A 20,838-nucleotide genomic window follows, 5' to 3' on the forward strand; every position below is an offset into this window, starting at 1 on the left:
TTCACTGTGCGGACTGTGACTCTTCAGTTCTCCGGATGGCTGCCCGGGGGCCCGACTCGTCCGACCACGGCCAGGCGCTGCGAACTCGCCGGGGGCGAAGGGGCGGTCGTCCGGTACGACGAGCGGGCGGATTCCCTGGACTTCGCCCCGGACACCGGCCCCCACCCGCACGGACTCGCCGTCGTCACGGCGCGGGACGGACACTGGTGCCTGACGAATCTGCACGCCGAGGACACCTACTTCGTCGAAAACATGGAGAGCGGCGGGGAGTTCGTCAAGGTGGCGCCGCGGCGCCGGGACATACCCATTCCCTTCGAACTGGCCCGGCTCATCCTGCCGGTGCCGCGGGGCGCAGGTATGGTGAAGGTATTCGGCCCCGAACCCCATTACCTGGCACCTTCCGCGCTGTCCGGAAGTGCCGCCAACTGGCCCCGGCTCGACGAGGATTGCATGTATTTCCGCGTTCTGGTGGCCCTGTGCGAACCGCAGTTGCGCGGGTGCCCGCCGGGCGCGGTGCCGACGGTCGCCGAGGTGATTGAACGGCTCGGGGACGGCCGGCCCGCGTACCGGATCAGCCGGGCCGCGGTCAATCACCACATCGACTATCTGGCCATGCACAAACTGCGGGTGGGTGAATGGGCCGGGGCCGCCGACGGAAAGCGCTCCTACTGGAAGCGCGAGGCGGTCGTGGCGATGGCCCTGCGCTCCGGCCTGGTCGGGGAACAGCACCTGAGGATGCTCCCCAGCCGGCGCGTCACAGCGCGGCAAGGGCCTGGCCCGTCACGCTTACCAGCTCCGCCACCCCGCTCTCGCCGATGACCAGCGGCGGTATGGCCATCACGGCGGCGCCCTGCCGGCGCAGCAGCACCCCGCGGGCCCTGGCCCCGGCCACCAGTTCCGCCGCCACCTCGGGACCGGCGCACTCGACCGTCGCCACCAGGCCCAGCCCCCGCACATCGAGAACCTCCCGGTGGTCCAGCAGCGGGCGCAGGCCCGCCAGGAGCTGTTCGCCCAGCGTCGCGGACGCCTGGACCAGCTTGCGTTCCTCGATGACGTCGAGCACGGCCAGCGCCACCGCGCAGGCCACCGCGTGCCCCCCGGTCGTGTGCCCGTAGCGCAGGCCGCCCAGGAGCGGGTCGGCCGCGAAGGACGCGTAGACCTCCTCCGTCGTGCTCAGCGCCGCGAACGGCACGTACCCGCCGCTCAGCCCCTTGCTCATGGTCACCAGATCCGGCGTGACACCGTCGTGCTCGAAGCCGAACATCCGCCCGGTACGGCCGAATCCGCAGAACACCTCGTCCACGATCAGCAGGGTTCCGCAGCGGTCGCACAGTTCGCGCAGCGCCCGCAGGAACCCGGCCGGCAGCACCACTCCTCCGCCCACATTGAGCAGCGGCTCGACGAACACCGCGGCGGGCGGCGTGCCGTCCAGCACGGCGTGCTCGAACTCCTGGACGAGTGCGGGCAGGGCCTCGGGCGTCCGCAGCTCCCGCGCCGGGAGCGAGGGCCGCACCCGGGTGACGGGGAAGGGCTCGGCGCCGTACACGGCGTTGGTCGGCAGCCCGGACAGATGCTGGGCGATGTAGGTCGTGCCGTGGTAGCCGGCGGCGAAGGTGACGATCCGGCTGCGGGGCTCGCCCTTGTTGGTCCAGTAGTCGTGGGCGATCCGCACCGCGGCCTCGGTCGCCTCCGAGCCGCTGTTGAGGAACAGCGTACGGCCGAGTCCTTCGGGCAGCAGCGCGCCGAGCCGCTCGGCGACGCGTCCGACCGGCAGATGCGTGCCCACGCTCAGGTCGTAGTGCGGCAGCAGGGACATCTGCCGTTCGGCCGCCGCGACCAGCGCGGGATGGGCGTACCCGCAACTGGAGTTCAGCGCGCAGGCCATGGCGTCGAGGTACTCGCGCCCCGCCGCGTCCCGTACCCGGTCTCCCCGGCCGGACACCAGGACCAAAGCGTCCTGGCCGGACGCCTCCACAGGGGACCACGGGTGCCATACGAAGCGCCTGTCACGCTCACGGGCGCGGCCCTCGTCCACGTCGGTGTCCAGGGCGGCGGCCACGCCGGAGTTCTCACCGTTGGTAAGCGACATGCCAACGATCATGCAGCGCCGTCGGCCCGCACACACCCGTACACCTGTCAGGGTGTCAATCCGCCGGGGGACGGTGATCATGGCTGCGGCGGCCGGCAGCGGCCCGTGGAACGGATCGAGAGGAACGCCGACGGTGGTCTTGCACGTGCTCAATCCGGCGACGGACCTGCCGCGCCGGCCGGACCGGGTGCTGGTCGCGGGCGGCAGCGGGGCGGGCAAGACGACGGTCGCCGGCAAACTCGCCGGCCTGCTGGCGCTGCCCCGTATCGAACTGGACGAGCTGTACTACGAGCCCGACTGGCAGATACGTCCCGAGTTCCCCCAGGACGTCGCCCGGGCGGCCGGGCAGCCCCGCTGGATCACGGAGTGGCACTACCCGGAGGTGGCCACCCTACTCGCCCGCCGGGCGGATCTGCTCGTATGGCTCGACTACCCGGCCCGTACCACGATGACCAGTCTCGTCCTGCGGACCCTGCTGCGGTCGCTGCACAAGGAGGTGCTGTGGAGCGGCAATCAGGAACCGCCGCTGCGGTCGGTGTTCACCGATCCGGAGAACATCCTGCGCTACGGATGGGCGACCCGGCACGCGACACGCGACCAGGTGCGGGCGCTGGTCCACGACGCCCCGGACGTCGAACTGGACCTGCTGCGCTTCACCCGGCCCGCCGGCCTGTCGCGCTGGCTGCTGCGACTGGCCAAGACCTCACCCGGGCCGGCCCCGTCCGGACCGCACACTACGGCAACGGAGAGGAATACCGGTGCGTCACGGCTTCGATGACATCGTCGTCGGCGCGGGACCGGCGGGAGTGGTGCTCGCGGCCCGTCTCTCGCAGGACCCCGGCCGCCGGGTCCTGCTGATCGAGGCGGGACCCGACTACCCCGACCCCGCCCGGCTGCCCCAGGACCTCCGCAACGGCTGCACCCCCTCGATGGTGGACCACGACTGGTCACTGGCCGCCGAACGCGCCGACGGCGCACGGCTGCCGCTCCCGCGCGGCCGGGTGGTCGGCGGCTCCTCGGCGGTCAACAGCTGTATCGCGCTGCGCCTCGAGCCGGAGGACTTCGCCCGGTGGACGGAGCGGGCGGGCGGCACCGACTGGTCCTGGCCCGACGTCCTGCCGTACTTCACCGGGCTGGAGAGCGACGCGGACTTCCGCGGCCCCCACCACGGCGCCCACGGCCCGCTGCCGCTGCGCCGGCCCTCCCCCCACGAGCTGTCCCCGCTGTCGGCCGCCCTGGTGGAGGCCGCGACCGCCCTCGGCCATCCCTACGTGGCCGACCACAACGCGCCCGGGACCACCGGAGTGGGCCCGCTGCCCCTGAACCTCGCCGAGGGCGGACGCCGCGTCTCCGCCGTGGCCGCCTACCTGGACCCGGTACGCGGCCGGCCCAACCTGACGATCGCCGCCGACACCCTGGTCGACCGGGTCCTGTTCGAGGGGCCCGCGGGAAACACCGCGACCGGGGTCGTGACGGTCCACGCGGGCCGTACCGCCCGGGTGTACGGGGACCGGGTCACGCTGTGCGCGGGCGCCTACGCGACCCCCGCGCTGCTGCACCGCTCCGGCGTCGGCCCGGCCGCGCTGCTGCGCTCGCTCGGCGTGGACGTCGTGGCCGACCTGCCGGGCGTCGGCGCCGGGCTCATGGACCACTCCCAGGTTCCCATCGGCGTCATCCCCGTTCCCGGGCTGTGCGATCCGGCCGACCCCTGCGCGCAGGTCCTCCTGCGGTACACGGCGCCGGGCTCGGACATCGCCAACGACATGCAGCTCTACGTACTCAACCACGTCGAACTGGACGTGTACGCACCCCACTTGGCCGGCCGGGTGCCCGGCGGGCGGGCGTTCATGGTGACCTCCAACCTCATGGCCCCCCGCGGCCGGGGAACGGTCACCGCACTCTCCCGCTCCCCGCACGACCCGCCGCGCATCAGCATCGACTACGCCGCGGACCCCGAGGACCTGCGCCGCCAGCGCGCCGGGGCCCGGCTGTGCCGGGAACTGCTGCGGCAGCCCCCGTTCACCGCGCTGACCAAGGAAATCATCACCACGGACGCCATGGACGCCCTGGACGCGGAGGCGGCCGGCTCGCCGGGCCAACTGGACGCCTTCATCCGCCGGGCGGCACGGACGGCCCACCACCCCATGGGCACCGCCAGGATCGGCCCCGCCCAGGACCCGGACGCCGTGGTGGACGGCCGCTGCCGCGTCCACGGCACCGAGCGGCTCCAGGTGGCCGACACCTCGGTCATCCCGGTCCCGGTCCGGGCCAACACCCACCTGGTCGCCCTGGTCATCGGAGAACGGGTCGCCGCCTGGTCGACCGGCGAAGGGAGCGGGACATGACCGGCACGCTGGTGCTCAAGCACCGTCCGGAGGACTTCCGGGTACGGGAGAACCTGGTCCTGGCACTGACCGACGCGGCCACCGCCGACCAGCGCTACCTCCTGCTGCACAAACGCGGTTACACCACGATGGAGGCCGTACGGCTGGTGGCGGACCGGCTCGGGGTGTCCAGCCGGGACATCGGCTACGCCGGCCTGAAGGACGAGGACGGCATCACCGAGCAACTGCTGTCCGTACCGGTCCAGGCCGCCGCGCCGCACGATCTGCCGCCCGCCGGGCTCGTGGAGGAAGCCGGCCCCCACCGGCTGCTGAGCCTGAGCCACTACGGCTACGGCCGCGAGCCGCTGCGGGTCGGCCGCCTGAACGGCAACGGCTTCCGGGTGGTGCTGCGCGGCCTGGAGGAGACGACCGCCGCCCGCCTCGCGGCCCGGCACCGGATGAACCTGCTGTTCGTCAACTACTACGACACCCAGCGCTTCGGCGTCCCCGGCGGCCCCAAACGCACCCACCTGGTCGGCGAGGCCCTGCTGAAGGAGGACTGGACCCTGGCGCGGCACGAACTGGCCGGGCTCGGTGCCCCGGAGAGCGGGACCGCCGCCCGGTGGCAGGGCACGGACCGCGACCTCTTCCGCGAACTCGACCCCAGGACCGTGGCCTTCTACCTGGCCGCGCACTCCTCCTACGCCTGGAACGCCCAGGTGCGCGAGCTGGTCGCCGCGGTCTGCCCCGAGGAGTCGGCACAGGTGCGCGTGGACGGCCTGCCCTACCGCTTCCCCACCACCGGGGCGGCCGTGGCGGCGCTCCTGGCGGCCTGCCACGAACTGCCGTACACCCGGTACGCCTACCAGGACGGGCCCGTGGAACGCCCCACGGTACGGCCCACCGTGATCCAGACGACGGTGACCGCCGAGGAGGAGGGGCCGGACGAGGAGTTCCCCGGGCGCCGGGCCGTGGAGGTGAGCTTCCTGCTGCCGTCCGGCTGCTACGCCACCGCCGCGCTGCGCCAACTGATCGCCCAGTGCTGAACCCCAGGGCGCTTCTGACGGATCTCCGCGGCCTCGCGACGCCCGGCACGCACCCTCGCCGCACGGCGCAAAGGGACAGGTGGCTCCGCCACATGACCCTTCACACCGCACGCCGAGCGCACGCACCGAACACCGCTCCGTCTTCCACGGAGATCCATCAGAAACACCCTAGCCCCGGAGAGGCCGTCCATGGCGTTGCTGCTGCTCAACCGCAGGCCCATCCTCCCGTGCCTGCCGGCCTGGCTGCCGCGGGAGTCCCTGATCGTCCTGACGGCGAAGTCCACCGTGACCCGGCCCTCGCACCGCCCGCCACGGGAGCTGTTCACCCGCCTGGAGGTCGTGGAGGACTACGCGTCGGCCGAGGTCGAGGAGCTGATCGACGCGCTCTGCGCCGACGGGGGCGTGGAACGGGTGATCACCACGGCGGAGATCGACGTGGTACGGGCGGCCCGCGCCAGGGAACGCCACGGCCTGCCCGGCCAGTCGGTGGCCGGTGCCCTGGCCTACCGGGACAAGTACCGGATGAAGGCGCTGGCGGCCCGGCACGGCATCGCGGTACCCCCCATGGCCCTGGTGCGCGACACCGGTGACCTGCTGTCCTTCACGGCCGTCCACGGCCTGCCGGTGGTGGTCAAACCGGCGGACGGCGCGGGCTCGGTGGGGGTCCGGGTGCTGCGCGACCACCGCGCGGTGCGGGAGTGCGAGCTTCCCGGCGACGGCACCTGGCTGGCCGAACGATTCGTCGACGGCGTGGTGTGCCACGTGGACGGGCTGATGGCCAAGGGCGAGGTGCTGCACGCCATCGCCTCGCGCTATCTGCACACCAACCTCGACACGGCGACGTACGGCGCCCCGAGCATCAGCGCCATGCTGGCCGCCTCGGACCCGCTGGCGGGCCGGCTGGCCGAGGCCGGCGCCGCCGTGGTCGCCGCGCTGCCCGCCGTGGACGAAGTGACCGCCTTCCACGCCGAGTTCTTCCACCCGCCGCACGGCGAACCGCTCCTGTGCGAGATCGCCTGCCGCCCCGGCGGCTGCGGCATCGTGGAGGCGTACGAGCTGGCGACCGGGGTCAACCTCTACGCCGCGCACCTGCGGGGCCAGGCGGGACTGCCGGTGGACGTACCGGACCGCGACGGCGCCCGTCCCCGGTACGGGTGGGGCTGGTTCCCGCCCCGGCGCGGCACGCTGCGGCGGCTGCCCGCCACCTGTCCGCTGCCCCGCACCCACCGCTTCGCCGCCTACGGCGAGGTGGGCACGTACTACCAAGGGCCGAGCTCCAGTACGGACAGCGTCGCCGAACTCCTCTTCCGGCTCGATGAGACCGAGGAGACCGAGGCGCGGCTGCGCGCGGTCGATGACTGGTGGTCGAGGGAGGTGCTGTGGGAGACCGGCTGACCTCGGGTACGGAAGGTACGGGCGGTACGGGAGCCGTGCACGGCGCGGGCCGGGCGCCCGGCGATCCGCCGCCCCGCCCTGTGGCACGCACCGGGGCCTTCATGACGGCGATGGTCGTGGACGCCGTGGGCAGCGGCGTGTGGATCACCTTCTCCCTGCTGTACTTCACCTACGGGCAGGGCATGGCCCTGACCACCGCCGGCTCCGCGCTGAGCACGGGAGCGCTGGCCGCGCTGCTGGCCGGCGGGCTGGCCGTCGGAGTGATCACGGACCGGATGGGCCCGTTCCCGGCCGCGACGCTCAGTTGCGCGCTGCGCGCGGCCGGCTTTCCCTGCTACCTGCTGGCCGATACCCCGGTGACGGTCGCCGCCACCGCGTTCGCCATCAGCTTCGGCGACCGGCTCTACTGGGCGGCGCACGCGGGCCTGGTCGACAGCGTCACCGCCACCCAGCAGGCGCAGCGCGGCCTGTTCGCCCTGATGAACTCGCTGCGCAACGTGGGCCTGGGGGTGGGCGCGCTGGCCGTCGCCCTGGGCGCCTCCTTTCAGGACGCCGGCGGCGCCGCGCTGTGGCACGCCGTCCCGGTGGCCAACGCGGTGAGCTTCGCCGTCGCCGGGGTGATGTTCCGGTGGGTGGGCCGGCCCCTGCGGCAGGCGCCCGTACCCGGGAAGGACGCGGGAGAGGGGGAGGGGGCCTCCTACCGCGCCGTCCTGGCCAACCGCCGGTTCCTCGCCTTCACCGGGGCCACCTTGTCGATCACCCTCTCCAGCGTCGCCTTCGACTCGGTCCTGCCCGTCTACCTCCGGTCGCTTGGGATGCCGCTGTGGATGCCACCGGTGGCGTACGTGCTCTCCTGCGTGGCGATCCCGGCGTTCCAGCCCCTGGCCCTGTGGCTGGGCCGCCGGCACCGGCCGATGCGGCTGATGGCGCTGGCCGCCGTGCTCGTCGCGGTCGCGCTGGCGTCCCTGGTGCCGCTCGGCCGGTTCGACCGGGCCGGCGGCACGGTCTGCGTCGCGCTGGCCGTCGTGGTGTTCAGCCTGGGCGAGGCGGTGTTCGGGGCGGTCGCCATGACCATCGTGCTGTCGTTCGCCACCCGGCAGGACGCCGGCCGCTACAGCGCCCTGTACCAACTCGCGTGGGGACTGTCGGGGGCGCTGGGCCCCGGGGTGCACACGCTGCTGCTGTCGGCGTCGGGCAGCGCGCCGTGGACCGTGATGGCGTGCGCGCTGCTCGTGGGCGCCGCCGTCTATCTCAGGCTCGCCAGGACGACACCGTACGCATCCGTACCTCAGCCGTGCGCCGGCGATCCGGCCGGCCGGAAGGGAGAGCCATGACCAGCACCACCGGGCAGGAGGACGCCGCCGCGCAGACCGCCGTCGGGCAGGATGCCGCCGCCGAGGAGGCCGGCATCGTCCGCACCGTGAACCAGGCGCTGCGGCGCCTGTGGTCCGGCCGTGGTGTGCTGCTCCTGCTCGACGACTTCGACCACCGGGCCACCTCGCTCGTCGGCGAACTGCGGGCCTGCGGCGCGCGGGTGGAAGCGGTGCTCTCCCGCACCGGCCCGGGGCCCGGGGCGCCCGCCGTCCCGCACAGCCGGCGGTGCCGGGAATCCGGCCCGGAGATGACCCGGCCCGAGTTCGAGGCATGGCTGCGCACCCCCTCACAGGAGGTACGGCGGTGGCTGGACGGGCTGGACCCCGGGCGGCGGTGGCTGGCGCTGGGCACGCCCCGCACCGGGGTCGCCGAGTTCCTCGGGCGGCAGGTGTACGGGTGGCGGCGGCCCGAATGGGCCGCCGTGGAGGACAAGACCACGATCGACCGGCTGTGGGCCGCCGCCGGGGTGGCGGCACCGCCCCATGTCGTCGTCGCGGCCGAGGAGTTGCGGCGCGGTCCGCAGGGAGCCGGGCCGCAGGGAGCCGGGCCGCTAGGGGCCGGGCCGCAAGGGACCGGCAACGGCATTGGCCTCGGCATCGGCATCGGCATCGGGGAGATCGCCGGTCCGGCCGGTGTCGTGGTCGCCGCCGACTCCACCCGCGGCCATGTCGGGGACTCACTCGGGCTGCGCTGGGTCCCGGACCCGGGCGACCCGGACAGGTTCCAGGAGTCCGTACGCGACCTGGCCGGCCGGGCCGACCGGGTGCGGATCGCCCGCTTCGCGGACGGCGTGCCGTGCAGCGTGCTCGGCATGGCGCTGCCCGACGGCATCGCGGTGTTCTCACCGATCGAGATCGTCACCCTGGGCGACCCGGAGACCGGCCGGCTGCTGTTCTGCGGGTCCTCCACCCACTGGCGGCCGGGCCCGGCGGCCGTACGCGACATGCGGGACGCCACGCGGCGCGCGGGCCGGGAACTGGTCCGTACCACCGGCTACCGCGGTATCTTCAGCGTGGACGGCCTGCTGACCCCCGACGGCTTCACGGCCACCGAACTCAACCCCCGGCACGCCTCCGGACTCGGCCTGCGGGCCGCGCTGCCGGATTTCCCGGTCTACCTGTTCAACCGGGCGGTGCAGGAGGAACTTCCCGGGCTGGAGGGCATCGGCAGCGCCGCGCTCGAACGGGTCGTGCGCCGTGCGGTGGCGGCGGCGCCGTCGTACTCGCTGACGGTACCCGTGGCACGTACCGGCCCTGCGGACGGCTTTGCGGACGGCCCCGCGCGGCTGCGGCACGACGGGTCGGTGATCGACTACCGCACGGCGGACGGCGTCGCCGTGGTGACCGCCGTCTCGCCCCCCGCGCCCGGCCACCGGGCCGGGCCCGCCTGCGCCGCCCTCGCCGCCCACCTGGGCGACCCCGGGCTGCGTTCCTTTCCGCTGGGTTCCGGGGCGGCGGGCGGGGCCCGGGAGCCCCGCCGTACGCGTAGCGGACACCGGAGCGCGGCGGCGCCCAGGCCCCCGAGCGCCCAGGCGCACCCATGACCGAACCGAAGCACCCGAGCACCCGAGCACCGAAGCGCAAGAGAAAGGGCGTGCACCATGAGCCGACCGGCGAACCTGGTCAATTCCTGGAACGAGTGGGACCCGCTGCGTGAGATCGTCGTCGGGATCGCCGACAACGCCTGCTTCGAGCCGGCCGAGCCCGGCCACCGGCCGCAGATGCGCACCCCGGACGGCGGCAGCGCCCCCTTCCCCACCGGGCCCAAGCCGGCCGAGATGACCGACCGTGCCAACGAGCAGCTCGACGGCCTGGTGAGGCTGCTGGAGTCGCAGGGCGTCACCGTCCGCAGGCCCGTGGCGCCCGACCTGGCGAGCCCGGTGCGTACGCCGGACTTCGCGGTGGACAACCAGTACTGCGTGGTGTGTCCCCGGGACGTCATGATCACGCTCGGCAACGAGATCGTCGAGGCCACGATGTCGCGCCGCGCCCGGTACTTCGAGTACCGGGCCTACCGGGAACTGGTCTACTCGTACTGGAACAACGACCCCGGCATGGTGTGGACCGTGGCGCCCAAGCCGTCGATGGCCGACTCCATGTACCGCCAGGAGTTCTGGGAGTGGCCGCTGGAGGAGCGGCACCGCCGGATGCACTCCTCGGAGTTCTGCGTCACCCAGGACGAGGTGGTCTTCGACGCCGCCGACATCAGCCGGTTCGGCCGCGACATCGTCGTACAGGAGTCGATGACCACCAACCGGCAGGGCATCCACTGGCTCAAGCGCCATCTGGAGCCGCGCGGTTTCCGGGTCCACCCGGTGCACTTCCCGCTCGACTTCTTCCCCTCGCACATCGACTGCACCTTCGTGCCGCTGCGGCCGGGACTGGTGCTGACCAACCCGGAACGGCCGCTGCGCGAGGGCGAGGAGCAGATGTTCCTGCGCAACGGCTGGGAGCTGGTCGACGTGCCCCAGCCGAAGTCCACCAATGACGAGATGCCCCGGTACTGCCAGTCCTCCAAGTGGCTGTCGATGAACGTGCTGAGCATCTCCCCGACGAAGGTGGTGTGCGAGGAGCAGGAGAAGCCGCTGCAGGACCTGCTCGACAAGCTCGGGTTCGAGGTCTTCCCCGTGCCCTTCCGCGATGTCTTCGAGTACGGCGGATCGCTGCACTGCGCCACCTGGGACGTCAACCGGGAGGGGACGGCCGAGGACTACTTCCCCGTCAACGACTACCGGCCGCTCGCCGAAGGCCCGCGCACCCTGGAGTGAGGGGCGGGCCCGGCAGGCGGGGCCGGTGTCCCGTCCGGCCCCGCCCGCCGGTGTCCCGCCCTCACCGCCCGCCGCCTACGGGCGGGCGGCGTACCACCGGTCGAACTCCTCGGCGGTGGTGACCCGGCCGTCCAGCACCGCCCGGTAGACCTCGTAACTGGGCACCCGCTCGGCGCCGGACCGTGCGGCCAGTACCTGCTTGATCCGCAGGATGTGCGCGCGGTGGGCGTCCGTCAGCCGCGGCGGCAGCGTACGGACGTGCGCCAGGTCGGGCTGGCGGTCGGGCTCGTCCACGAACCAGATGTCCAAGGTCCACTCCCGCCCGGCCGCGGAGCGGTAGTCGACCTTGAGGTACAGCCCGTCGGGGTAGGCGGGGTCGGTGTTCCAGTGCCCGGTGTCGTCGCGGAAGCACACCTGCCGTACGCGGTCGTGCACCGCGAGGCGGGCGCCGGTGCCGGCCACCGCCTGCTTCGTACGGTCCGTCAGTTGCGGGCAGACCACCGTGATGTCCAGGTCCGGGACCACCATCAGTCCCAGTGCCGCGCTCCCCACCCGGACGGCCTCGCCGTGCTCCGACAGCAGCTCCGGGAGCCCGAGATCGGCACCGACCGCGTCGGCCTCGGCCTGCAGCTCCGCCTGTCGTGCCGCCAGGTGCTCCTCGTTCAGCTCACTGTCCACCGACGCGTTCACACGCTTCCCTTCCTTGGTGCCTCACGGGTGATCCGACCGGTCCGTTGTACACGAAGCCGTGGAGTCGGCATGATCATCAATGATGACCGGTGGTCGGTTACGGGGCGGAAAGAGGGCAGGGACGTGAACGGGGCGGACGGTCTGACGGTGCTGGAGGAGGGGACGTACGTCCTGCGCAACGTGGGCAGCGGTCTGCTGCTGGAGGTCGAGGGCGGTCGCAAGGGCAGCGGGGCCAACGTACGGCAGGGCAAGGAGGACGGGTCGGCGGCGCAGTTGTGGCGGGTGACCGAGGTGCACCCCGGGAGCGCGCTGCGGCACCTGACCAACGTGGGCAGCGGCAAGCGCCTGGACGTCGCCGGCGCCTCCACCGAGAACGGCGCCAACGTGCAGCAGTGGAAGGCCAACAACTACGGGGCGCAAGAGTGGCTGTGCGAGCAGCACGTCGAGGCGCCCGGCACCTTCACGCTGATCAGCTACGTCAGTGGTCTGCTGCTGGAGGTCGCCGAGGACAGCACGGAGCACGGCGCCAACGTGCAGCAGTGGGAGGACCGCGACACCCCGGGGCAGTGGTGGACGCTCGAACGGCGCTAGCGGGGCGGAAGCGGCGGTAACCGGGCCGGATCGGTGCGGTGGCGGGCACGGGACGGCGCGGTGGCGGGCACGGGACGGCGCGGTGGCGGGTACGGAGCCGTTCGGCCGAACCGGCACGGCGCCCCGGCGCCACCCGCGTCAAGCTCGGGGAATGGATCACGCACCAGCTTTCCCGGTACGGATCGGGCTCACGCTCCTGCTGGCCGCGACGGCCCTCCTCACGGGCCCGTCGGCCGCCACCGCCTCGGCCGGCGCCCCGGGCCCGAGGGCGGACGACCCGGGGCGTACGGTATCGGCCTGGCTGCCCTACTGGGGCGACACCCAGGGCGCCTACCGCGACGCCGTCGACCACGCCGCGCAGCTCCACACCGTCAGCCCCTTCTGGTACCAGGCGGACTCCGGAACGTTGATCAAAAGCTGGCCCGGCGCGGCGGACAAGGCCGTCGTCGACGGGCTGCACGCGGCCGGCATCAAGGTCGTGCCCACCGTCACCGAGTCGCTGGACGCCGCCACGATGGGCCCGCTGCTGGGCGATGCGCAGCGCCGCGCGGCGCACGTGGACGCGCTGATGAAGGTGGTGGCGAGCGCCTCCTACGACGGCCTGGACCTGGACTACGAGAGGATGGCCGCCACCGGCGACACCGCCCAGCGCGAGCGCGTACGGACCGGGTACAACGCGATGACCACGGAGCTGTGCGGGCGGCTGCACGCCCAGAAGAAGAGCTGCGTGGTCACGGTGATGGCGCGTACCGAAGCCGGCGGCGCGTACGACTATCCGCATCTGGGCAGGACGGCCGACCGGATGCGCATCATGGGGTACGACCTGCACTGGGCGGGCGGCCCGCCCGGTCCGCTGTCCTCGGTCGGCTGGTACGGCGACTTCCTGCGGTACGCCACCGGCAGCGTCCCGCGCGAGAAGATCGAGGTCGCCTTCCCCGGCTACGGGTGGGACTGGACGGCCGGCTCCACCGCCCGGGCCCAGCATGTGACCTGGAAGGATGCCGAGGCGCTGCGCAAGAGCAAGGGCATCGCCTACCAGTTCGACGAGAGCTCCGGTACGCCGCACTTCACGTACACCGAGGGCGGCGCCCGGCACGAGGTCTGGTACCAGGACGCGCGGGGCGTCACCGCCCATCTCGCGGTGCTGAAGAAGTACGGCGTGCGGAACACCGGCCTATGGGCGCTGGCGTTCGAGGACCCGGCGTTCTGGAACGCTCTGCGCGGCCAGTAGCCGCAGCGCCGCCTCGGACGGGGAACCGGCCGCCGCGCTGAACATCAGCAGCCCCTGCCCGGAGCCGTCGGGCGTGTGCGTCATCTCGAACTCCAGCCGCAGATCGCCGACGAGCGGGTGGTGGAAGGACTTCACGCCGAAGGTGCAGTTGCTGACCGGGTGCCGCGCCCACAGGCCGCTGAACTCCGTGCTCTTCATCGTCAGCTCACCGATCAGCTCGGCCAGTTGCCGGTCCTCGGGGTACCGGCCGGCGGCCACCCGCAGCGAGGCGACGGCGCGCCGCGTCTCCTGCTCGCGGTCGGGGTACAGCTCCCGGGTGTGCGGGTCCAGGAAGAGCAGCCGCTGGGTGTTGGGGCGGTCCGCCGGACGGCCGGGGCTCTCGAAGTCCAGATGGCCGGCGAGCAGGGCGTGCCCCAGCCGGTTCCAGCCCAGCACCTCGAAACGGCGGCCCAGCGCGAGGGCCGGGACCGTCTCCATGGCGCCGAGCAACTGCCGTACGCCGGGCCGGATCCGGTCGGGGCGCTCGGCGGGGCGGCGTGCGGCCCGTGCCGGACGCGCCAGGTCGCGCAGGTGCACCCGTTCGTCCTGGTCCAGCCGCAGCGCACGGGCGAGCGCGTCCAGCACGCCGTCCGAGGCGTTGTGACTCAGGCCCTGCTCCAGCCGCGTGTAGTACGCCACGCTCACGCCGGCCAGGTGCGCCAGCTCCTCGCGCCGCAGCCCGGGGACGCGGCGGCGGGCCCCGTAGGAGACCAGGCCGACGTCCTGCGGCTGCAGCCGGGCGCGGCGGGTGCGCAGGAAGTTCCCCAGCTCGTTGACCCGTTCGGCGGTTGTGTCCATGACGATCAGTGTGGCGCACCGTACGGCTGTGAGCCTGACCCTGTCGGTACCAGGCTCGGCGCGGGGCGGCAGCCGGTGGGCCGGGCCCGCCCGGAAGGGTGACGGGCGGGTCGGGCTGCGCTGTTCCCAGCGGCATACCGACCGCTTAGTATGCCGAGGGCGCGGCGCCGGGAAGCGCGTTGTGTCCTCCCGCGCCGCCTCCCGCGTACCCGAGGCATGTGGAGGCACCAGGTGAAGGCATGGCGCGTACACGCGAACGGCGAGCCACGTGAGGTGATGCGGCTGGAGGACGTGCCCGATCCCCGGCCCGGCCCCGGGCAGTTGCTGCTGCGCGTACGGGCCGCCAACATCAACTTCCCCGACGCGCTGCTGTGCCGGGGGCAGTACCAGGCACGGCCGCCGCTGCCGTTCACCCCGGGCGTGGAGATCTGCGGCGAGATCCTGGAGGCCGGCCCCGGCGCCACGGGTGAGACCGGGGCAAGGGTGCTGGCCCAGCCCCCGCTGCCCGACGGCGGGTTCGCCGAACTGGCGGTCGTGGCGGCCTCCGGCGTGCTTCCCGCGCCGGACGCCCTGGACGACGCCGAGGCCGCCGCCCTGCACATCGGCTACCAGACGGGCTGGTTCGGGCTGCACCGGCGGGCCCGGCTGCGGGCGGGGGAGACGCTGCTGGTACACGCCGCGGCGGGCGGCGTCGGCAGCGCCGCCGTACAGCTCGGCAAGGCCGCCGGCGCCCGGGTCATCGGCGTGACCGGCGGCCCCGAAAAGGCCCGTGCCGCCCGGGAACTGGGCTGCGACCTGGTGCTGGACCGGCGCGCCGACGACGTCGTCGCGGCCGTCAAGGAGGCGACCGGCGGCCGGGGCGCCGATGTGGTCTACGACCCGGTCGGCGGCGAGGCGTACGCGCAGTCGGCCAGGTGCGTGGCCTTCGAAGGGCGCATCGTGGTCGTCGGGTTCGCCAGTGGCACCATTCCCAGCCCGGCCCTGAATCACGCCCTGGTGAAGAACTACTCGATCCTGGGCCTCCACTGGGGCCTGTACCACCTCCATGACCCGGCCGCGATCGCCGCCTGCCACGAGGAGCTGACCAAGCTCGCGGCCCAGGGCGTCGTCAAGCCGCTGATCGGCGGGCGGGTCCCGCTCGCCGGCGCGGCGCAGGCGGTGCAGCGGGTCGCCGACGGCGCGACCACCGGACGCGTCGTCGTCCTGCCGGGAAGGGAGGAGACGCGATGAGCAGCGGGTCCGGCGAGAGGGGCGCCACCGCGGACGGCCCGGCGGGCGCGGAGGGCCCGACGGACCTGGACGGTCCGCTCGACCCGGACGGTCCGGTCGACCCGGACGGGCTGCGGCGCCGTACCGCCGCGCTGCTGGCCGCGCACCCGCCCGCCACCACCCCCGCCGCCGACTTCCTCCGCGCCCGCTTCGACGCCGGACTGGCCTGGATCCACTACCCGCGAGGACTCGGCGGACTCGACGCCCCCCGGGCCCTGCAAGCCGTCGTGGACGCCGAGTTGACGGCCGCCGGCGCGCCGGACAACAACCCGCGGCGGATCGGCATCGGCCTGGGCATGGCCGCCCCCACCATCCTGCGCTTCGGCACCGAGGAGCAGAAGCGGCGCTTCCTGCGGCCCCTGTGGACCGGCGAGGAGGTGTGGTGCCAGTTGTTCAGTGAGCCCGGCGCCGGGTCCGACCTCGCGGCCCTGGCCACCCGGGCCGTCCGGGAGGGGGACACCTGGATCGTCGACGGCCAGAAGGTCTGGACCTCCAGCGCCCACCAGGCCCGCTGGGGCATCCTCCTGGCCCGTACCGACCCCGCTCTGCCCAAGCACCGGGGCATCAGCTACTTCGTCTGCGACATGACCGACGGCGGCGTGGAGGTACGGCCGCTGCGCCAGATCACCGGGGAAGCCGAGTTCAACGAGGTCTTCCTGACCGGTGTCCGCATCCCCGACACCTGCCGCATCGGGGACGTCGGCGAGGGCTGGCGGGTGGCGCGGACGACCCTGATGAACGAACGGATGGCGATCGGCGGCACCCGCCTGCCCCGCGAGAACGCCCGGGACTCCGCCGAGGGCCGCACCGGCATGATCGGGGTCGCCGCCACGGCCTGGCGCGAGCGCCCCGAACTGCGCACCCACGACCTCCACCAGCGCCTGCTGCGCCTGTGGGTGGAGGCCGAGGCCGCCCGGCTGACGGGGGAACGGCTGCGCCAGCAGCTCGCCCAGGGGCAGCCGGGCCCGGAAGGCAGCGGCATGAAACTGGCCTTCGCCCGGCTGGCCCAGGAAATCAGCGGCTGGGAGGTGGAGTTCCTGGCCGGGGACGGGCTCACCTACGACGACTGGACGCTGCGCCGGCCCGACGGCGTGGACTTCACCGCACGCGGGGCCGGCTACCGCTATCTGCGGGCCAAAGGCAACTCCATCGAGGGAGGCACCTCCGAAGTGCTGCTCAACATCGTCGCCGAACGCGTCCTGGGCCTGCCGCCCGAGCCACGCGCGGACAAGGACGCCGCCTGGAAGGACCTGCCCCGATGAGCGCGCCGGCCCCGGCCCGCGCGGCGGGTTCCGCGACGGCGGCCGGAGGGGACCTGCTGTACTCCCGGGACGAGGAGGACCTGCGCGCCGCCGTGCGGGCGCTGCTGACGGCGCGCTGTACGCCGTCCGAGGTGCTGGCCGCGGCCGAGTCGGGCCGCCCCTACGCCGCCGAGGTGTGGAACTCCCTGGCCGGCGGCATGGGCGCGGCCGGGCTGCTGGTCCCCGAGGAGCACGGCGGGCAGGGCGCGAGCGCCCGGGAGGCGGCCGTGGTCCTGGAGGAACTGGGCCGCGCGGTGGCGCCGGTGCCGTACCTGACCAGTGCGGTGCTCGCCGTGACGGCGCTGCTGGCCTGCGCGGCGGACCGGTGTCCGCCGGCCGCGGCGCTGCTCGCCCAACTGGCCCGGGGCGAGCGGATCGGCGTGCTCGCGGTGCCGCTGTCCACCGCGCCGGGCGAGATGCCGCCGTTCTCCGTACGGGCCGGCGCGGACGGCACGCTGAGCGGAGTGGTGCGGCAGGTGGCGGACGCCGCCGCGGCGGACGTCCTGCTCGTCCCCGCTCAGGGGCCGCACGGCCCGGGGCTCTTCGCGGTGAGTACCGGTCCCGAGGTGGTTTCCGACGCCGGGTGCGGTACGGCGGACGGCGTACGGGTCGAGCCCGTGACCCCGCTCGACCTCACCCGCCCCCTGGCCCGGATCACCCTGGACCGGGCCCGCGGACGGCTGCTGGCCGGCCCGCAGGAGGCCCGCCGGGCCGTCGGCGAGGCCCTGCTGACCGGCGCCGGGCTGCTCGCCTCCGAACAGCTCGGCATCGCCGAGTGGTGCCTGGAGGAGACGGTGCGCTACACCTGCGGGCGCCGGCAGTTCGGCCGTCCCGTCGGCTCGTTCCAGGCACTCAAACACCGGATGGCGGCCCTGTGGCTGGAGGTCGCCGCGGCCCGGGCGGCGGCCCGCAGTGCCGCCGACGCGCTGGCCACCGGCAGTCCGGACGCGCCGCTGGCCGTCGCGGTGGCCCAGGCGTACTGCGCGCCGGTCGCCGTCCACGCGGCCCAGGAATGCGTCCAGATGCACGGAGGTATCGGTATGACCTGGGAGCATCCGGCCCATCTGTTCCTCAAGCGCGCCAAGAGCGACGAGATCGCCCTGGGCACGCCGGGCCGGCACCGCGCCGCCCTGAGTACGCTGGCCGATCTGCCCGCTCCGTGAGCGGGCCAGGAGCACGAGCGAGGTGACATCCGGCGCGTTCCCCGGCTTTTCCGGTGAGCGGCTGCGGGAACCCGTCCCCGCGTACACCGCCCGGCGGCCGGTCCGGCTGCCGGGCCCGGGAAGGGAACTGGCGCCGCGCCAGGTGAGGCGGCGTCAGGCCCGGTCATCGGGGAGCGTAAGAAGTTATGTCGACAAAGCGCGATTCGGGTAGCGTCGTGGCCATGAAGATCGCACACCGTCGCACGCCGCTCGGGCCGGTACTGGCCGTTGCCGCCGCTCTCCTGGCGCTGATAACCGCCATGGGCCCCGGCGCGTACGCCGCCGGAGGGCTCGACGATGCCGCGCGGGCCCTGAGGAAGGGCCCGGTGTACGTGGATCCGAGAGCCTCCGACCAGCTCTCCTCGGCCGACGCCGACGCGCTGGCGAAGAAGATCCACGACGCCGGCAAACCGGTCTTCGTCGCCGTGCTGCCCCGGGCCGCGGAGTTCGACCCCGCGACCCTGCTGCGGGACCTGCGGACCAAGGTCGGCATCAGGGGCGTCTACGCCGTCCAGATCGGCAACGGGTTCAATGCCGGGGCCGACCCCAAGGTGCTGTCACCCAACGCGCTGCAAAACCTCGTCGGGTCGGTCAAGCGGTCCCGGTACGCCACCACCGGCGAGCGCTTGAACAGCTTCGTCGACACCGCGGACCGGGAGGCGGCCGGCCACACCCCGTCGTCCTGGTCCGGTTCCGGTGACGACGAGGGGCTGGGCGCGGGCGCGGCCATCGGCCTGGGGGCGCTGGTCGTGGTCGGCGGCGGCGGTGCCTACGCGCTGCACCGCCGCAACCGCAAGAAGAAGGCCGAGGAGGAGCGGGCCGCCCTGGAATCCCTGCGGGTCGTGGTGGACGAGGACATCACCGCCTTCGGCGAGGAACTGGACCGGCTGGACTTCAACCCCGGTGAGCCCGGGGCCGACGACGCGATGCGCTCCGACTACAGCCACGCCCTGGATGCGTACGAGAACGCCAAGACGGCGATGGCCCAGGCCAAGCGTCCCGACGACGTCCAGGGGGTCACCAGGGCCCTGGAGGACGGCCGGTTCGCACTGGCCACGCTGGCGGCCCGCCGCGAGGGCAAGCCGCTGCCCGAACGCCGGGTGCCCTGCTTCTTCGACCCCCGGCACGGGCCCTCCGTCGCCGACGCGCAGTGGGCCCCGCCCGGTGGCGCGCCGCGTACGGTGCCGGTCTGCGCGGCCGACCGGACACGGCTGGAGGAGGGGCTGGAGCCGATGGCCCGTACGGTCCAGACCGCCGACGGAGCGCGGCCCTACTGGGACGCGGGTCCGGCCTACGGCCCCTGGGCGGGCGGCTACTTCGGCGGCGGCCTGCTGCCGGGGCTCCTGGTGGGCACCATGCTCGGCAGCGTCCTGATGGCGCCCTCCGCCTACGCCTCCGACTTCGGCGGCGGGGTGGGCGGCGGACCCGAGGGCGGCGATGTCTCCGGCGACTTCAACCCGGAGGATTTCTCCGGCGGGTTCGGTGGCGGTGACGCGGGCGGCGGGTTCGACGGTGGCGGCTTCGGCGGTGGTGACTCGGGCGGCGGGTTCGGCGGCGGCGACTGGTGAGGGGGCGGCCGTGAGGGGGCGGCCGTGAAGGAGCGGCTGTGAGCGGTGGTCTTGGGGCCGGCGTCGCCCGACCGCTCACCGTACGCGCTTGACGCCCAGGAACCGCGCGTAGCGCTCCCGCGCCGCGAAGTGCGCGTAGGACCACACCACGGGCCGGCCGGCCTCCTGGCACAGGTGCAGGACCCGGCCGGGCCCGCAGTGCAGGCCCACATGGGCCCCGTACCCCGGCGGCCGTCCCGGCACCGCACCACCGTCGAACAGCACCAGGTCCAGCGGGAGCGGGGCGCAGACCCGGACGGTGGCCCGGGTGTCCGCCCACAGCTCCGCGGACCGCAGCGGCGGCACCGTGCGCCCGAAGTGGCGCAGCACCGCGTAGGCATGGCGCTGGCAGTTGGCGCCGTCCGCGACCCCGCCGGGCCCCGGCGCTCCCGGGTGGCGGGCTCCCGCGTACGGGACCTCGCGCAGGTGGCCGGGCAGGCGGTCCAGGGACAGCGACCGGGGTGGCGGAACGGGTGCCGGGTGATGACTCATCGGTTCATCATGACCGGAATTCCGGGTGGCCGAAGAGGGAAAGCGCGGGCGCACAGAGATGACGCCGGCGCGCGCACCGTATGGCCGTACAGCTCGTCGGGAAAGGGACGGGGCCGGCCCGGAAACGTCTTTCCGGGCCGGCCGGACATCACTCGTTGACGCAGGTGTTACCAAAGGCCGGGTTCAGCAGACCGATGATGTCGACGGTGTTGCCGCAAATGTTGATCGGAATGCCGACCGGAATCTGTACGATGTTGCCGCTCAGGACGCCGGGGGAGTTGACCGCAGCTCCATAGGACAGGGCGCCGCTGGCGCCTCCCCCTTCGTCGTCGGCGGTGGCCGCTCCTGCAGTGCCGAGAAGAACGGCACAACCGGCGGCGGCAATGGACGTGGCACGGATGAATCGCTTCATCGGCACACTCATTTCTCTCGATGAGACAAGACGCCCCGGTCAACGACGCCGACCGGTCAAGGTTCCGCGTGAGGCTCCATCCGTGTTCCCCCCGGCCTGCGGCTCCTTGCGCGCGCGCCGCGCGCCCGCGTGACTTCCTTGTGGCGTCCCGGGGAAATGTCCCCCAAGCGGCGTGCCGGATTTGTAGATGTTCGTCCTACCTGTCACGGTT

Annotated in this window: 19 protein-coding genes; 14 read left to right on the forward strand and 5 right to left on the reverse strand. The window is 73.5% G+C overall.

Annotated elements, in window-relative coordinates; all coding sequences use genetic code 11:
- The first annotated feature begins 15 nt into the window (after nt 1-15).
- Nucleotides 16-819, forward strand: coding sequence for a hypothetical protein (locus KGS77_RS31855; RefSeq protein WP_242586657.1), 804 nt, complete (start codon nt 16-18; stop codon nt 817-819).
- Here KGS77_RS31855 and KGS77_RS31860 read toward each other — a convergent pair.
- A complete protein-coding gene (locus tag KGS77_RS31860; RefSeq protein WP_242586659.1) occupies nt 755-2,089 on the reverse strand; it encodes an aminotransferase class III-fold pyridoxal phosphate-dependent enzyme in 1,335 nt (444 codons plus the stop codon). The genes KGS77_RS31855 and KGS77_RS31860 overlap by 65 nt on opposite strands.
- A 133-nt stretch (nt 2,090-2,222) precedes the next feature.
- Here KGS77_RS31860 and KGS77_RS31865 point away from each other — a divergent pair, with 133 nt between their 5' ends.
- From KGS77_RS31865 to KGS77_RS31895, 7 genes are all read left to right on the forward strand, one after another.
- On the forward strand, nt 2,223-2,867 hold the full coding sequence (locus KGS77_RS31865) for an adenylate kinase (RefSeq protein ID WP_242586660.1): 645 nt from the start codon (nt 2,223-2,225) through the stop codon (nt 2,865-2,867).
- Nucleotides 2,848-4,434 (forward strand): GMC family oxidoreductase N-terminal domain-containing protein, encoded by a 1,587-nt coding sequence (locus KGS77_RS31870; protein ID WP_242586662.1) that lies wholly within the window; start codon nt 2,848-2,850, stop codon nt 4,432-4,434. Before KGS77_RS31865 ends, KGS77_RS31870 begins: the two co-directional genes overlap by 20 nt.
- Nucleotides 4,431-5,459, forward strand: coding sequence for a tRNA pseudouridine(13) synthase TruD (truD, locus tag KGS77_RS31875; protein ID WP_242586664.1), 1,029 nt, complete (start codon nt 4,431-4,433; stop codon nt 5,457-5,459). The genes KGS77_RS31870 and truD overlap by 4 nt, the downstream gene beginning before the upstream one ends.
- 189 nt (nt 5,460-5,648) lie before the next feature.
- Nucleotides 5,649-6,854, forward strand: a complete 1,206-nt coding sequence (locus KGS77_RS31880; protein WP_242586666.1) for a hypothetical protein — start codon at nt 5,649-5,651, stop codon at nt 6,852-6,854.
- Nucleotides 6,839-8,188, forward strand: coding sequence for an MFS transporter (locus KGS77_RS31885; RefSeq protein ID WP_242586667.1), 1,350 nt, complete (start codon nt 6,839-6,841; stop codon nt 8,186-8,188). Before KGS77_RS31880 ends, KGS77_RS31885 begins: the two co-directional genes overlap by 16 nt.
- The gene (locus KGS77_RS31890) at nt 8,185-9,771 is read left to right on the forward strand and encodes a hypothetical protein (RefSeq protein WP_242586669.1); all 1,587 of its coding nucleotides are present in this window, start codon (nt 8,185-8,187) and stop codon (nt 9,769-9,771) included. The genes KGS77_RS31885 and KGS77_RS31890 overlap by 4 nt, the downstream gene beginning before the upstream one ends.
- Nucleotides 9,772-9,828: 57 nt before the next feature.
- Nucleotides 9,829-10,995: a glycine amidinotransferase gene (locus tag KGS77_RS31895; protein ID WP_242586671.1), complete on the forward strand. Its 1,167-nt coding sequence runs from the start codon at nt 9,829-9,831 to the stop codon at nt 10,993-10,995.
- Between the two features lie 75 nt (nt 10,996-11,070).
- On the opposite strand, the gene KGS77_RS31900 is transcribed toward KGS77_RS31895, so the two are convergent.
- Complete coding sequence (locus KGS77_RS31900) at nt 11,071-11,685, reverse strand: hypothetical protein (protein WP_242586673.1); 615 nt, start codon at nt 11,683-11,685, stop codon at nt 11,071-11,073.
- A gap of 69 nt (nt 11,686-11,754) precedes the next feature.
- Between KGS77_RS31900 and KGS77_RS31905 the strand changes: the two genes are divergently transcribed.
- Both KGS77_RS31905 and KGS77_RS31910 read left to right on the forward strand, forming a co-directional pair.
- Nucleotides 11,755-12,276: an RICIN domain-containing protein gene (locus tag KGS77_RS31905; protein ID WP_347404553.1), complete on the forward strand. Its 522-nt coding sequence runs from the start codon at nt 11,755-11,757 to the stop codon at nt 12,274-12,276.
- 151 nt (nt 12,277-12,427) lie between these two features.
- The gene (locus KGS77_RS31910; RefSeq protein WP_242586675.1) at nt 12,428-13,507 is read left to right on the forward strand and encodes a glycosyl hydrolase family 18 protein; all 1,080 of its coding nucleotides are present in this window, start codon (nt 12,428-12,430) and stop codon (nt 13,505-13,507) included.
- Here KGS77_RS31910 and KGS77_RS31915 read toward each other — a convergent pair.
- Complete coding sequence (locus tag KGS77_RS31915; RefSeq protein WP_242586677.1) at nt 13,451-14,344, reverse strand: helix-turn-helix transcriptional regulator; 894 nt, start codon at nt 14,342-14,344, stop codon at nt 13,451-13,453. The two genes, KGS77_RS31910 and KGS77_RS31915, sit on opposite strands and share 57 nt — an antisense overlap.
- A 231-nt stretch (nt 14,345-14,575) precedes the next feature.
- Here KGS77_RS31915 and KGS77_RS31920 point away from each other — a divergent pair, with 231 nt between their 5' ends.
- The 4 genes from KGS77_RS31920 to KGS77_RS31935 all read left to right on the forward strand — a co-directional run bounded on the left by KGS77_RS31920 (nt 14,576) and on the right by KGS77_RS31935 (nt 19,684).
- Nucleotides 14,576-15,574: an NADPH:quinone oxidoreductase family protein gene (locus tag KGS77_RS31920; protein ID WP_242586679.1), complete on the forward strand. Its 999-nt coding sequence runs from the start codon at nt 14,576-14,578 to the stop codon at nt 15,572-15,574.
- Complete coding sequence (locus tag KGS77_RS31925) at nt 15,571-16,875, forward strand: acyl-CoA dehydrogenase family protein (RefSeq protein WP_242586680.1); 1,305 nt, start codon at nt 15,571-15,573, stop codon at nt 16,873-16,875. The genes KGS77_RS31920 and KGS77_RS31925 overlap by 4 nt, the downstream gene beginning before the upstream one ends.
- Nucleotides 16,872-18,077: an acyl-CoA dehydrogenase family protein gene (locus KGS77_RS31930; protein WP_242586681.1), complete on the forward strand. Its 1,206-nt coding sequence runs from the start codon at nt 16,872-16,874 to the stop codon at nt 18,075-18,077. Before KGS77_RS31925 ends, KGS77_RS31930 begins: the two co-directional genes overlap by 4 nt.
- A 221-nt stretch (nt 18,078-18,298) precedes the next feature.
- Complete coding sequence (locus KGS77_RS31935; protein ID WP_242586683.1) at nt 18,299-19,684, forward strand: hypothetical protein; 1,386 nt, start codon at nt 18,299-18,301, stop codon at nt 19,682-19,684.
- A gap of 75 nt (nt 19,685-19,759) precedes the next feature.
- On the opposite strand, the gene KGS77_RS31940 is transcribed toward KGS77_RS31935, so the two are convergent.
- Both KGS77_RS31940 and KGS77_RS31945 read right to left on the reverse strand, forming a co-directional pair.
- Complete coding sequence (locus KGS77_RS31940) at nt 19,760-20,215, reverse strand: cell wall hydrolase (RefSeq protein ID WP_242586684.1); 456 nt, start codon at nt 20,213-20,215, stop codon at nt 19,760-19,762.
- 148 nt (nt 20,216-20,363) lie between these two features.
- On the reverse strand, nt 20,364-20,627 hold the full coding sequence (locus KGS77_RS31945; RefSeq protein WP_242586685.1) for a chaplin: 264 nt from the start codon (nt 20,625-20,627) through the stop codon (nt 20,364-20,366).
- Nucleotides 20,628-20,838 lie beyond the last annotated feature (211 nt).

This window comes from Streptomyces sp. MST-110588, assembly GCF_022695595.1.
GTDB lineage: Bacteria > Actinomycetota > Actinomycetes > Streptomycetales > Streptomycetaceae > Streptomyces.

Bases quoted from the DNA above. Each gene is read 5' to 3' on its own strand.
- KGS77_RS31860 (WP_242586659.1), bottom strand. From the start codon at position 2,089: ATGTCGCTTACCAACGGTGAGAACTCCGGCGTGGCCGCCGCCCTGGAC.
- truD (WP_242586664.1), top strand. From the start codon at position 4,431: ATGACCGGCACGCTGGTGCTCAAGCACCGTCCGGAGGACTTCCGGGTA.
- KGS77_RS31880 (WP_242586666.1), top strand. From the start codon at position 5,649: ATGGCGTTGCTGCTGCTCAACCGCAGGCCCATCCTCCCGTGCCTGCCG.
- KGS77_RS31890 (WP_242586669.1), top strand. From the start codon at position 8,185: ATGACCAGCACCACCGGGCAGGAGGACGCCGCCGCGCAGACCGCCGTC.
- KGS77_RS31895 (WP_242586671.1), top strand. From the start codon at position 9,829: ATGAGCCGACCGGCGAACCTGGTCAATTCCTGGAACGAGTGGGACCCG.
- KGS77_RS31905 (WP_347404553.1), top strand. From the start codon at position 11,755: ATGATCATCAATGATGACCGGTGGTCGGTTACGGGGCGGAAAGAGGGC.
- KGS77_RS31910 (WP_242586675.1), top strand. From the start codon at position 12,428: ATGGATCACGCACCAGCTTTCCCGGTACGGATCGGGCTCACGCTCCTG.
- KGS77_RS31915 (WP_242586677.1), bottom strand. From the start codon at position 14,344: ATGGACACAACCGCCGAACGGGTCAACGAGCTGGGGAACTTCCTGCGC.
- KGS77_RS31925 (WP_242586680.1), top strand. From the start codon at position 15,571: ATGAGCAGCGGGTCCGGCGAGAGGGGCGCCACCGCGGACGGCCCGGCG.
- KGS77_RS31930 (WP_242586681.1), top strand. From the start codon at position 16,872: ATGAGCGCGCCGGCCCCGGCCCGCGCGGCGGGTTCCGCGACGGCGGCC.
- KGS77_RS31935 (WP_242586683.1), top strand. From the start codon at position 18,299: ATGAAGATCGCACACCGTCGCACGCCGCTCGGGCCGGTACTGGCCGTT.
- KGS77_RS31940 (WP_242586684.1), bottom strand. From the start codon at position 20,215: ATGAGTCATCACCCGGCACCCGTTCCGCCACCCCGGTCGCTGTCCCTG.
- KGS77_RS31945 (WP_242586685.1), bottom strand. From the start codon at position 20,627: ATGAAGCGATTCATCCGTGCCACGTCCATTGCCGCCGCCGGTTGTGCC.